This window comes from Bacteroides sp., assembly GCF_028690125.1.
In the GTDB taxonomy this organism is placed as follows: Bacteria; Bacteroidota; Bacteroidia; order Bacteroidales; family Bacteroidaceae; genus Bacteroides.
The window spans coordinates 1-13,654 of the sequence record NZ_JAQVBV010000015.1; the positions used below are offsets into that span (position 1 = coordinate 1).

The following is a 13,654-nucleotide window of genomic DNA, read 5'->3' on the forward strand; positions in this document are numbered from 1 at the left end:
GAAGATCAGTTGGCTAAATACGATGATAAGATCAATAAAGAAGTAGCTAAAGCTGCAAAGAAATTCGGTGATGCTTTTGATGAGGCTCAATTCCGTTCTACTAACGGGCGTGTATTGGAACATCAGGAAAAGCGCGACGCATTGCATACACGTTTTGCCAAGGCATTGAATGATAATAATTTCGAAGAACTCCGTCAGATAATTCTGGATGAAGAAATTGTTTGTCCGATCTCCGGAACAAAGAACTGGACAGAAGTTCGTCAGTTTAACCTGATGTTCTCTACCGATATGGGATCTACTTCGGATGGTGCTATGAAGATTTATCTTCGTCCGGAGACGGCACAAGGTATTTTTGTAAACTACCTGAATGTACAGAAAACAGGTCGTATGAAAGTTCCTTTCGGTATTGCCCAAATCGGTAAGGCTTTCCGTAATGAGATTGTTGCCCGTCAGTTCATTTTTCGTATGCGTGAATTCGAACAGATGGAAATGCAGTTCTTTGTAAAACCGGGAACAGAACTTGACTGGTTCAAGAAATGGAAAGAAATCCGTTTGAAATGGCATAAAGCATTGGGCTTTGGTGATGATCATTATCGTTATCACGACCATGACAAACTGGCTCACTATGCAAATGCTGCAACAGATATTGAATTTTTGATGCCGTTTGGTTTCAAAGAAGTAGAAGGTGTACACTCTCGTACTAACTTCGACTTGTCTCAACATGAGAAATTCTCAGGAAAGAGCATTAAATACTTTGATCCGGAATTGAATGAATCTTATACTCCGTATGTGATTGAAACTTCTATCGGTGTAGACCGTATGTTCCTGAGCATCATGAGCGCTGCTTATTGTGAAGAGCAGTTGGAAAACGGAGAAAGCCGTGTTGTTTTGAAATTACCTGCTGCATTGGCACCGGTGAAACTGGCTGTCATGCCTTTGATAAAGAAAGATGGTCTACCTGAGAAAGCTCGTGAGATTATCGATGATTTGAAATTCCACTTCCATTGTCAATATGATGAGAAAGACAGTATCGGTAAACGTTACCGTCGTCAGGATGCTATCGGTACTCCTTTTTGTGTAACTGTTGATCATCAGACATTAGAAGATAACTGCGTGACATTACGTAATCGTGACACAATGCAACAGGAGCGTGTGGCAATCTCTGAACTGAATAATATTATTGCAGACAGAGTGAGCATCACTTCTCTATTGAAAACTTTACAATAAACCTTTGACGAATGAGTAAAAAAATCTATTTATTCTCTTTAATTTTGTTGGCTTTGGCTTTTGTTTCTTGTGAGGAAACAAAAGAAGAAGGTCGGTATGATAATTGGCGTACACGGAACGAGGTATTTATTGACTCGTTGGGTACCGTTTATGAAACAGTGCCCGGTAGAGGCGGTTTAGAACGGTTCAGTATGTACATAAATCCGGGGGAATTTATTTATTATAAAGTAAAAACACCTGTTGAAACGAATAAGCTGAATAAGGATATGGTAGGACGGAGACCAACGAGTGCATCGACGGTTACTGCTTATTATAAAGGTATGAATATTCTTAGGGAACGTTTTGATGGTTTTTATGGTGAGAACCCGAACCTTGATGAATCAAACGCAAATGAAGGAGAAACTCTGCCTGTAAGTCTGGCACTATCGAGTGTTATAACCGGCTGGCAGGAAGCTCTTCAACATATGGCGGTTGGAGATCGTTGGGAAATTTATATTCCTTGGCAATATGCTTATGGAACTACTGGTAACTCGAATGCTAATATTTTAAGTTATTCTGCATTAATCTTTGATGTACAGTTGCTTGATACAAATTATCCGGCAGCAAAAGATGAGAAGGAATAAAATAGATTTATAAAATAAGTGGTCTTGGAATTATTAATTCTTTTATTGCTACTTAATTTATTATACAAACTAAGGAAAACGACCTGTTCTATTTAAGAGCAGGTCGTTTCTTAATTAACGAATTCGATAAGCCTCAATCGCTTTCTTCACCGATCCGTGTAGCAACAATAGTTTTTGGGCTTCCTCATGATTCAGTTCCAACTCTTCCATAATCATACGTGTACCTCTTTCTACTAGTTTACGATTGCTGAGTTGCATATTTACCATCTTGTTTCCCTTTACTCTTCCAAGTTGAATCATAACAGAAGTGCTAATCATATTCAGAATCATTTTTTGTCCGGTACCGGACTTCATGCGGGAGCTTCCTGTTACATATTCCGGTCCAACAATCATTTCGATAGCTACATCTGATTCTGCAGTCATAGGAGCATCCGGATTACTAGTGATGCATCCCGTCAGAATGCCATGTTTGCGGGCTTCCCGTAAAGCGCCAATTACGTAAGGTGTGGTACCGGAGGCAGCAATGCCAATTACTGTGTCTTTATCATTAATATGATGAGCAGTGAGTTCTTTCCATCCTTGGTTTATATCGTCCTCCGCACCCTCTACCGGATTTCGTAAAGCTGAATCACCTCCGGCTATTAATCCGATAACCCAGGTAGGAGGCATACCGAAAGTTGGAGGAATTTCAGAAGCGTCGAGTACTCCCAAACGCCCACTAGTTCCAGCTCCCAAATAGAAGATACGTCCTCCCTGTTTCATACGGGGGATAATTTGATTGACAAGTATTTCTATCTGTGGAATTGTTTTCTGTACCGCAAGTGCCACTACCTGATCTTCCCGATTGATATCTTCTAGTATCTCTCGAACAGATTTTCTCTCCAGGTCATTATAAAGTGATGATTGTTCTGTGATTTGCATAATTTCTCTATTTTTTTTAGGACGTACAATAAATGGAGAGATGCTATTGATGATATTGAATTAAGCCTTTCATTGGACTTTGAAGTATTTTCCCTAATCTTATATCCGTTTGCTCTATGGCTTCTTGCAGAACTTCTTTATAGTAATAAGCAATGGAACCAATAAAGTGTACCGGATACTGTTTATAATTATATTGCATCACGTTTCTGCGAAGGAAAGCAAGAAAGCTGTTGAGTACTAATGAATGGATAGCAGGCTCTTCTATGTGTTGCGCAAGAAAGGGTGACAGACTAGCCAGAAAACGATTTGGGAATGGTTGGCGATAAACGCGATCTATAATATCGGGACCGGTTAGATTGAACTGTCTCAGAAAAGCTTCCTTTAATGTGGAAGGAAGTTGATTCTTTAATATATCGCCCACCAGTAGTTTCCCCAAAACCGCACCGCTTCCTTCATCTCCCAGAATGAAGCCTAGTGGAGATACATTATCTACAATTTCTTCACCATTATAGAAACAAGAGTTGGAACCCGTCCCCAGAATGCAGGCAATGCCCGCTTCATGTCCACACAACCCGTGAGCCACAGCCAACATATCAGAATTTACTTTGATAGTTCCTGTTACGGGCAAGCTATTGGCAATTGCTCGTTGGATGACAGGAGCTTTTTCGGGTGTGCAACCGGCTCCGTAAAAGTAAATGGCGCTTAATTCTCCTTCTGGTAATTGTGGCAGAAGGATGGAGGTTAATTCGCGTTGAATATCTTCTTCCGATTGGAAAAAAGGATTAAGTCCTTTTGTCCCAATTCGTTGAATTGGCATACCGTTGAGTGCGATACACCAATCGGTTTTAGTAGAGCCACTGTCTGCTATTAGTATCATATCTTAATTTATATTTTTACATAGAATATAATTCCTAGACTTTCTTCCCAAATGAATCATCTAATCGGTTGTGAATCATCCAAGCAGCAATAATTCCGGGAATGGTGCAGATACATACCCAGATAAAAAAGTTGGTATAGCCAAGATGTTCCTGTATCCACCCGGCGGGCATACCCGGAAGCATCATTCCAAGTGCCATAAATCCTGTTCCGATAGCATAGTGTGCTGTCTTATGTTCTCCTTCGGCAATATAAATCAGATAAAGCATATACGCAGTGAAGCCGAATCCGTAACCTAACTGCTCAATTGCTACACAAAAAGATATGAGTATAGGATTGTCCGGTGTGGTAGCTGCCATCCATACATAAAGAATATCGGGGAGATTAATAGCTAATGCCATTGGTAGTATCCATTTCTTGAAACCATCACGTGAGACGAGAAACCCGCTGATAATTCCACCTATTAAGAGAGCAGCTACTCCAATCGTTCCGTAAATCATTCCAACAGTTGTTGTGGATAGAGCCAATCCTCCTTGTGAGGCATTGTCTAAAAGGAAGGGTGAGGCTATTTTAGCTAGTTGTGATTCTCCCAACCGATAAGTAAGCAGGAAGAAAAGCATTAAAAACAGATTTTCTTTCTGAAAGAAGGAGATAAATGTTTTAAAAAAGTCTTCGAATAATTTACCGGCAGTTAATCCTTCTCTTTTGACATCTGCTTCCGGATGCGGAAGAGCCCAATGATGGTATATAGTAAGTCCGAGGAAAAGTCCTGCCAGGAGATAGAAAGTAATGCTCCACGCTAAAGGGATATTGGCTTGTGACGTTTCCAGCCAACCGGCTATCATAACAAGGATTCCTTGCCCAAAGATATTTGCAAAACGGTAGAATGTATTTCGAATTCCAACAAAGAAAGACTGTTCTTTATTGTTGAGTCCGAGCATATAAAAACCATCAGCGGCAATATCATGGGTTGCCGAACTAAATGCCAATAACCAGAAAAAAGCAAGAGTAAACTGTACGTAATGTTCTGTCGGAATAAAGAAAGCGATACCGGCAAATCCCGCAGCGATGAAACTCTGCATGGCGATAATCCAGGAACGTTTAGTCTTTATCAGATCTACAAAAGGACTCCATAGCGGTTTGATTGTCCAGGGAAGGTAAAGCCAGGAAGTATAAAGGGCAATTTCTGTATTTGATAATCCCAGTCGTTTATACATGATGACAGCGATAGTCATTACTGCCACATAAGGAAGCCCTTCTGCAAAATAGAGTGTGGGTATCCAACTCCAGGGTTTTTTATTTCTTGATGTCGTCATAATAAAGTGTTTTAATGATATTGTTGTTCGATAATGCTTTCCGGATAATAGTGGGATAGTATTTCATCATAAGTATATCCTTTTTCTCCCATAACGGCAGCACCAATCTGGCAAAGTCCGACCCCATGCCCCCAGCCGGCACCGATAAAAATAAAGCGGGAAGGGATTTCTTCTTTACCTTCCTTATCGATTACAAAAGCAGAACTGTAGAGATGTGAAGTGGACAGAGTCCGGCGAATTTCCAGCTCTTTCCCGATAATAAGAGTACGTAAAGTTCCAACTATTTTTAGTTTGACGATACGTCCGGAGGTCCCTCGCTCTATAGGGATCAAATCTATGATTTTACCAAAATCTATTCCTGAACGGTTATGTATCAGTTCCGAAAGCTCTTGTTGAGCATAGGATATTTTCCAACGATAAAAATCCGCAGTCTCCTGATCGTAGTTGTTGAGTACCTGACTCAATACATTCCTATCTTGTGTGTTACAGAAAGCAATGGGAGAGGTACGAATCCATTGATCCGCTTCCGCTTCTATAGTCAAATCGGGGAGTTTATAGTCTGTTCTATCATCCCGTTTGCCAACAAGATAGGGATGCTTCACATTCTCCCAGCAATTTTGAAACTCCTCTAAGGCACCACCGCAACATTTAGAAAAACGGGCATCACAAATATGATCTTTGTACATAAGCACTTCTCCTCGCGTAGAAGAAACAGCTTCGATAGCTTGAATAGTAGAAGCACGTGTAATTCCCTGATAACGTTGGCAATGATCGTCGGCACAGACGTCAAAGTGCGTATGTGCTTCATGGTCGTACCACTTGATAAATGAAGAATGAAGAATGGAAAATGAAGAATGGTCTTTACTGTCTGGTTCTATTTTGAGGTCTCCATTATTTATTGCTTTTAGTTCTCTATTTTCCGGATTCTTTTTTACTAATTCTTCATTTTCTCCTTTTTCCCGTTCTCCAATTTTGTTGAGTAACCAGCTTCTGGAGATTACAGCATGTGCTTTTAGTAATTCTAAAGAGGCTGTTGCACTCATTTCCGATGAAATAACACTCGTCAGGTAATCTTCCACAGGGATGATGTTGATAGCAGTAAGTTTCTCGTCTTCGATAATGAGTTTTAATATTCCTTTGAAACGTTGAGGCTCTTTACGCTCCCAATGGAAGTTGATTCCTATGGTGACATCTTTTAGTTCAAAGAAGGCAGCATCGGATTGCTTGGGTGAGAAATGTAATTCATCATACATTTTTTCTCTCCAATAGATTTTTCCTTCTTTATAGACAGCTTTTTGTGCTCCTGTAGATTCTAATTTACCAGAAGAAATAAATGTTTCCGGAAAAGAAAATTCAATTTCTTTTCCGGATAGGATTCCGACTGATATTAGAGGCTCTCTCATAATGTAGCTTTAATACGGTTGATAACTTCTTCCAACTCTTCTTTGGGCATGGAGACTTCACGACAGATAGTATGTATCTTTTCCGGAGTTATTTTAGGAAGATCTTCTTCACGGACAATGGGGAATAAACCACTCAATTCGGCAATAGCCGGACTGACAAGGAGCTGTTCATCGCCTTTTGCATAGTAACAGTCCGGCCGGTGTTTACTACGTAAAAAGAGAATACAGTTGTAACGGATTTTCGTGTCATCTAATTCTCCTTTGTAGTAAGGATAGAAGTCTTTTTTTTGTTCCAATCCATACCAAGCCAGAATATTCATCATCGGCTCCTTGTCAATCTTGTCAGTTGCAAGGATATCGTAGATTACTTTGAATATCTTTGCCATGTCTTTCTTACTTTTTGCCCTGATGTAAATGCCACTGATGGGCTCATCAGCATAAGATAGAATTATAGTGTCATTTTCAAAAAACGTTCTTTCATGCCAGTCATGCCATGTCAAAGCTACTAATTCTTCTCCTTTTGCAGCCGCTTGGAAGTGAGCATGGTCCGGTGCGGAAGCACCGCATTCCGGACCATTATACATAAGTAAATATTCTTTCAGGCTATCGGTCAGTTCTATCATATCCTCAAAACGGTTGGCGATAGATTGCGGGGTATGACTTTTGGCAGCAATAGTCAGGTGTTGTTGAAATATGGGATAGGGATTGACTAATATCTGATAATCCTTATAATTGATAGCATTTTGTTCTACCGGACGGTTTTCCTGACAAAGGAAACAAGGACGTGCTTTGATAGAAGAAGCGTCTGTTTGAGCAGCTGTGGAGAGAATCCGCTTTGGATTGGGGAATACATACGCGTATATATACCAACCTTGTTTGTTTTGTGTGATTAATTTTTTTTGTTCCTGATACTTTCTAAGTAACTGGTAATTCTCCTTAACTAGTCCCCATGAATGGGTTTGTTCTTTAAAAAGTTGTTTTACAGACTTTTGAAGGTTTTGTGCTTTTTGGGGCTTTTGAATCCTGTTATTCAATTCCCAGCTACGGAGACGGTCTTTATAGATGTTATTTTGATTGACTTTTTCAATTAAAAGAGCAGCATCCGAGTTTCCTTCCCAACGGCGGCAAAGATAGACTACATCATATACCCGTCCTATCTGATAATCCCGTGAAATTCTTAATCCGAGTGCATAGTCTTCTCCGTAGCTTGTGTTCGGAACATTGATTTCACGTAGCAGGGGAGTGTAGAATCCGCGAGGAGCTCCGAGTCCGTTGATGCGCAATGCATTATTCCGTCCGTTTTCGGATGTCCATTCTTTGTGATCTATGATACCGGGAGCAATTTCATTCATATCAAAATCCGTCATCATATAGGTGCCGATTACCATTGCACAATTTTGCTGATAGAAGGCATCTACCATAATTTGCAAAGTATGTTCGTCTTTATATACGTCATCGCTGTCAAGCTGAATAGCAAACTTTCCACATTTCTCGTGGTGGATACCTTCATTCCAACAACCTCCGATACCAAGATCTTTCCTCTCAGGAATCACATGGATTAAACGCTTGTCTGTACTAAACTCATGAAGAGCCTCCGTGGTTCCGTCCGTAGAGTGATTGTCGATCACAATTACATTGAACGGGAAAGATGCTTGCTGACACAAAGCGGAGCGGACAGCATCTTTTATGGTACGAATACGGTTACGCACAGGAATAATGACAGAAGCCTCATATTCAAAAGAAACGGATGAAAAATTAACTTGCTCAAACTCAGGATACAGATAGCCACCTATGGCTTTCAGGTGATTGGTGCATACCTGTTCCATTTCAATTTGTACCTCACGGTTCTTTGGATTTACGTAGTCAAATTGTTTTTCTCCGCTTTCCCTATTATCATTTTCTACTTCTGTATATAGATATTCATTGATATGTTCTAACTTGTGTTTCTGAGAAATCTTCAGTCTCAGATCATAGATGCCTGCATATTGATAGTCTTCTTCGGATGCCATTGCTGCTTTTTTGAAAGCGTTGGATTGAAATAATAAAAGCGAACCGAAGTCAAAATCATCGCGCAAACTCCCGAATTGATAGTCGATGACAGGAGCTGTTTTCTGTACACCGTCTATCTGTTGGAAATGGTCAGCATAAACTATCCCTGCCTGCGTCATTTCTATTACCTGTACCATTCGTTCGAGAGCAAATTGTCCAAGTCTTAGTTCTGTAGGCTTAGTATATAATAGGGTGTATGGAGCGTCGGAATGTGCTGCGATAGCTTTCATTGCTTCTGTGGACAGGAAGTTGTTGGCAGAGATCATTTCACAGTTGGGAATACACACATTGGTGAATTCCGGTGCTATTAGATATATCTTATTTACTTGCTCCGATGCACGTAATTCTTTTACTATTTGTGTACTTTCTTTTAATCTGCTGAAAGGAAGAAAACAGTTGATTGTTGCTTTCATTTTTTATTTATTATTTAATGGTACGAGTGGCGGACACTACACGATTATCTTTTCTTTTAATGAGCAGACAAAGCCCTAGAAAAGTAAATAATCCATTGAGTATTAGTAGCTCGTAACTAATTTGATATCCACCGAACCATGCTTCGGAATTACTTTGCAGGATGTAGCAAAGTATCGGAGAAAGAATAGCTACCAGTGGAATGTATTTATCGTTTATTTGTTTTTTGGTGAAAATACCGAAAGCGAACAGACCGAGAATTGGTCCGTAGGTATAGCTGGCTAACGTATATACAGCGTCGATAACACTTGTATTATTGAGCAAACCGAATACGAATATGACAATCCCCATAATTACAGCCATGCCGACGTGAACCCGTTTACGAAGTTTACTCAGAACCGTTTCTTCTTTGTCTTTCGCGTGTAGTATGTCTACCGTAAAGGAAGTAGTCAGAGCTGTTAATGCTGATCCGGCAGCGGAGTAGGCTGAGGAAACTAGTCCTACGATAAATAGGATTCCGACAATGCCGGGGAAATAACTACTGGTTGCTACCATCGGAAAGAGTTCGTCACTCTTTGCAGGGACCGTTAGTCCTTGTTGTGCAACGAAAGTATAAAGCAATACTCCCAGCATCAGGAACAGTAAGATAACAAAGAATTGTGAGATACTACTGGTGATCATGTTCTTTTGGGAGTCTCGGAAGTTTTTGCAACTCAGGTTACGCTGCATCATATCCTGATCTAAACCATTCATTGCGATGACAGTGAAGATTCCTGCCAGAAACTGTTTGAAGAAATATCGCTTGTCATTGATATCGTCAAAAAAGAATATACGAGACAGGTCGCTGTTGGAAATAGTGCTAAGCATCCCTCCCAAGTTGAGTCGCAAATCGGAAGTTATATAGTAGATACACAATACGACGGAAACAACCAGACAAAACGTTTTTAGAGAATCAGTCCAAATAAGTGATTTCACTCCTCCACGAAAAGTATATAGCCAAACTAATGCTACTGTGATAGCTACATTCAATAAGAACGGAAGATGGAATGGCTCGAATACAAGTAATTGAAGCGTAAGGCATACCAAGAATAGGCGGACAGCTGCTCCCAGCATCTTCGAGATGAAAAAGAACCAAGCTCCTGTTCGGTAGGATGAGGTTCCGAAACGGTTTTCCAGATACTCGTAGATAGACACCAGATTCATCCGGTAGAAAAGAGGGACAAGTATAAAAGCGATAATGAACTGACCTACAATAAATCCGAGTACCATTTGAAGATAAGAAAAACAGCTGCTTGCTACCATGCCCGGTACAGATACAAAGGTGACTCCGGAGATGGTGGAACCTATCATTGCAAAAGCTACTACATACCAGCTTGATTTACGGTTACCTACAAAGAATCCCGCATTGTCTGCTTTCCGTCCCGCAATGTATGAAACGGTAAACAATAGTGCAAAATAGGCAATGATGGTAATGGTTACGGCAATTGGACTCATTTTGTGCTATTTTCATTTCTTTACTACAAATGTAGATAAAATCTCATAGATATACTTACTCTTGAGAGTTTTTTATTCCGGGAGTACCTCCTGTAGCATTTTTCGAGGAGGTCCAGTTCTTACTGAAAGCAGAAGCTAGCTCCGGTGACTTCTTCTCCAGCGATACACCTTGTTTCCTTTTTCGGTCGGTATGTGTCTGATCGGAATAACTGCATTTGTCAATAAGCCGGGACTGCTCTTCGTTGGTTACTATGGCGAGGTGACCTCCTGCATTGTTTATGCGTGGAAACTTTGCCGTTTCTATCATTGTTTCTCCACTTACTTTATGCTTTTTAATCAAAGTACTTGCTGATTTGGTGAAACAAATATACCCATGAGGTGGAATATTTATGACTTGACTACCGTCAGATGGTTCTAATACCGCTGTTGTAGTAGTTTGCGTCGCACCGGATTCATCGGCAACATATCTTAATAATTTGAATGGTGGAATAGAAACTATATTATCCGAAGGATTATAAAGCTCTATATATTCTGCACCGTCTGTTGCATTGTCATACATGACTTCATTGAATACCAACAGATTTCTCACCTCTTCCGGATAACTAGGTATACCAGTATCTTCCGGATTGTCCGGTTCATCGGGAGTCTCGGGATTGTCGGGAACCTCTTCCGATCCGTCCGGATCAGTCGTTGTTTCCACTTCATTCGAGATCTGAATGTGATGAAACGTGAATCCGTCGCAACGGCTTTTGGTATAAACACAGTATATCCCACAATATTCAGAATTCTGTATACTTGTATCTTTTATTTGTTTTTCTTTTGTATATTCATTTTCTGATTCTAGTCGTGTCCAGAAAGTCCAGTAACCATTGTTGTCACATTCCACTTTGATATACAGCTTTGGAGAGTTGTTTCCTTTCATTAATTCTCTCCCTGAGGCAAGTAAGATGGATTTATCCTCATTCTGACGATAGAGAGCGACATTATCTTTAGCCCCGCCAATCTGGATATAATAACCATTTAAAACATTGGATAAAGTTTCAGTGGAAGAAGTAAGATAAAAGCGGGCATAATTATTGGCAGAAGGGTTGAAAGTCAGTTTCACTCCGAATTCCCAACGGGTATTTCTTACAGAAGAAGAAGGGAAAGCAAGATAGGCTGTTCCGGCAGCTTCTTGTGGGTCGTCCAGTCGTATCCCTTCTTTCGAAGTAATTGTAAATTTGTCGGTTTCTCCCGACCAGGATAGTTGGGTGGTTGAATCTCCATCGTCTCCTTTTGCACTTTCCTCGTCTTCAATATGCAGTGCACAACTGCTAAGTATAAAGCAACTTATAAAGCCGAAAATCTTATAAATTTTCATACGATTTGATTTTTTTCTTTCTTGCCGTATGGGCTTTTCTCGATTTCGGCTTTTATTTATGATACCGCAAAGGTATAAAAAGATATCATGAGGTTACTGCTTTTTTAAGTAGAACTTATGAATTTTTCTCTGAAAATGTCTATGGTTTAAGTTTTATCTGATTGTTTATATATTTTACAGCAGCCTCCAATACTTCGTCACGTCCTTCACGAATCCCTTGAATGGTACTTTTGACTTCGATATCCGGTATAATACCGATTTGCTGGGTTTCGGATTTGTCGGGATAATATACACCGAGTCCGGTAAACGTGACAAAAAGATAACCTGGTAAAGCGATGTTTGTAATATTACCATCTGCACCTGCTGTTTGGCTTCCCATTACGATTGTGTTAGGTGTACATCTATACTTCATAGCCATAAATTCTGCATGACTTTGCGTAACTTCATTTACTAAAATGACTTTTGGACCCTGGTAATAATTTTTATTTTCTTTTCCCTCTTTGATGATTCTCTGAAATGTAAATAGTCCCGGATACAAAGCACTGACATAAGTCGCTCTTCCAAAATCAGTAGGTGATGGATATAAAAGTTCGTAATTCCAATATCCTTTTATTTTAGATGACGATGGGTAATTCCGTAAATCGATGATGACTCCTTTTTCTTTAATATCTGTAGGCATCTCTCCACCAGTAGCACTACCCATGTATAAATATAAGATATCTGAGGGCAAAGAGGTGATAAGTGGCAGATTTTCCTTAAAGAAGCTCATTTTTATACTGTCTTTGTGGATGCACTTGATTACTTTCTCCAATACTATGCCATTTCTTTCATATTCCACTTCAAGTTCTTTTTCATTAGTCCATAATAGATCGAGTGTTGCTATGTCTCTAAGTAATGCCGTTTTATTTGAACTTGGTCTGTATGGAGTCAGACGTTTAACAAAGGAGTCTATCGGCTCATCTTTAATACGCAATAAGATATCTCCGACTTGTAAAGTACTATCTACAGGTCCTCGGTAGCCATACTGCTTTTTATGATATTTTGTTACCATCGCTTTTCCTTCGACAAAACGCACCATGACAGGTATTAGATATTTATTTCTCTTACGGTTGCCATAAACATTTGTATGCGAGTCATGTATCTCTGTTGCAAGTCTCATAACTGCGCTTTCGTAGTCATCTCTGTTGGCAATATTTAAAAATAAAGGAATATAATCAGTCAGTGTTTCATTCCAATCTTTCTTGAGTAGATACTTGTAGGGGAAATAGTATTGAACTACATTCCATAAACGAAACAAGGAAAGAAGCTGATAACTTGTATTGGGAAATTCACATTCTGGATACTTTTTTTCATTTCTGAAGAATTTTGTTGGCAATTCACTCCACATTGCATAGTAACTGAAAGTATCTCTTTCCGCATTATATATCTTCTTTAGTTTAGTGGCTAATGGCGTTCCTAAATTGGCATCGTCTTTTATCCAATCGATGTCCGGGTACATTTTGACTGAATTTGGCAAAAGCGCTTCTTCAAATCCTATTTTCATGGCAATATCGAATTTGTTCACCCATTCTGTTAGTATTTCATTACGCTTTTCTTTAGATGGCACACAATTGAAAGATGGTATTATGGAAAATAATTCTTTGTCCCAATCATATTTTCCGGCACGTACTTCCGGATGATAGTATTTCATAAATCCCCAGATCTTACATAATAAAGCTAAGTTCTCTACATTTGAATAAATCTGTTCTTTTGTAGGTGTTTCAGAAATATCATGCTGAGGCTGGTCCCATGTTTTATCTTTTGAAAGAACAATATTAGACAGAATTATAACTATTAGAATTGTAGCAAAACTAAATACGTAACTTTTCTTTTTCATAATTCTCATTTTTTTGAATAATAAAACTTTATGGTAGGTATGAATATTATTTGTTGCATATTATTAGGGTAACTCTTATAGGTACTTTGTGATTCCAA

At 39.5% G+C, this 13,654-nt stretch carries 10 protein-coding genes; 2 read left to right on the top strand and 8 right to left on the bottom strand.

All coding sequences use genetic code 11. From position 1 onward, the window contains the following. Together PHO71_RS11260 and PHO71_RS11265 are read left to right on the top strand one after the other, a co-directional pair. On the top strand, positions 1-1,227 hold a 1,227-nt coding region (locus PHO71_RS11260), incomplete at its 5' end, for a glycine--tRNA ligase (RefSeq protein WP_300203234.1). Between the two features lie 11 nt (positions 1,228-1,238). Further along, a complete protein-coding gene (locus PHO71_RS11265) occupies positions 1,239-1,850 on the top strand; it encodes an FKBP-type peptidyl-prolyl cis-trans isomerase (RefSeq protein ID WP_300203236.1) in 612 nt (203 codons plus the stop codon). A gap of 114 nt (positions 1,851-1,964) precedes the next feature. On the opposite strand, the gene murQ is transcribed toward PHO71_RS11265, so the two are convergent. From murQ to PHO71_RS11305, 8 genes are all read right to left on the bottom strand, one after another. Beyond that, a complete protein-coding gene (gene murQ / locus PHO71_RS11270; protein WP_300203238.1) occupies positions 1,965-2,771 on the bottom strand; it encodes an N-acetylmuramic acid 6-phosphate etherase in 807 nt (268 codons plus the stop codon). Positions 2,772-2,814: 43 nt separating this feature from the next. Next, positions 2,815-3,648: an ATPase gene (locus PHO71_RS11275; RefSeq protein ID WP_300203240.1), complete on the bottom strand. Its 834-nt coding sequence runs from the start codon at positions 3,646-3,648 to the stop codon at positions 2,815-2,817. Between the two features lie 34 nt (positions 3,649-3,682). After that, positions 3,683-4,963: an MFS transporter gene (locus PHO71_RS11280; protein WP_300203241.1), complete on the bottom strand. Its 1,281-nt coding sequence runs from the start codon at positions 4,961-4,963 to the stop codon at positions 3,683-3,685. An 11-nt stretch (positions 4,964-4,974) separates the two neighbouring features. Beyond that, the gene (locus tag PHO71_RS11285; RefSeq protein WP_300203243.1) at positions 4,975-6,366 is read right to left on the bottom strand and encodes a SpoIID/LytB domain-containing protein; all 1,392 of its coding nucleotides are present in this window, start codon (positions 6,364-6,366) and stop codon (positions 4,975-4,977) included. Further along, positions 6,363-8,828: a DUF4922 domain-containing protein gene (locus PHO71_RS11290; protein WP_300203245.1), complete on the bottom strand. Its 2,466-nt coding sequence runs from the start codon at positions 8,826-8,828 to the stop codon at positions 6,363-6,365. The genes PHO71_RS11285 and PHO71_RS11290 overlap by 4 nt, the downstream gene beginning before the upstream one ends. A 10-nt stretch (positions 8,829-8,838) precedes the next feature. Further along, positions 8,839-10,320, bottom strand: coding sequence for a sodium:solute symporter (locus tag PHO71_RS11295; protein ID WP_300203247.1), 1,482 nt, complete (start codon positions 10,318-10,320; stop codon positions 8,839-8,841). Positions 10,321-10,375: 55 nt separating this feature from the next. After that, positions 10,376-11,680: a lamin tail domain-containing protein gene (locus tag PHO71_RS11300; protein WP_300203249.1), complete on the bottom strand. Its 1,305-nt coding sequence runs from the start codon at positions 11,678-11,680 to the stop codon at positions 10,376-10,378. 139 nt (positions 11,681-11,819) lie between these two features. Continuing rightward, entirely contained in the window at positions 11,820-13,556 is a 1,737-nt protein-coding gene (locus PHO71_RS11305) for a S41 family peptidase (RefSeq protein ID WP_300203251.1), read from the bottom strand. Positions 13,557-13,654: the final 98 nt, after the last annotated feature.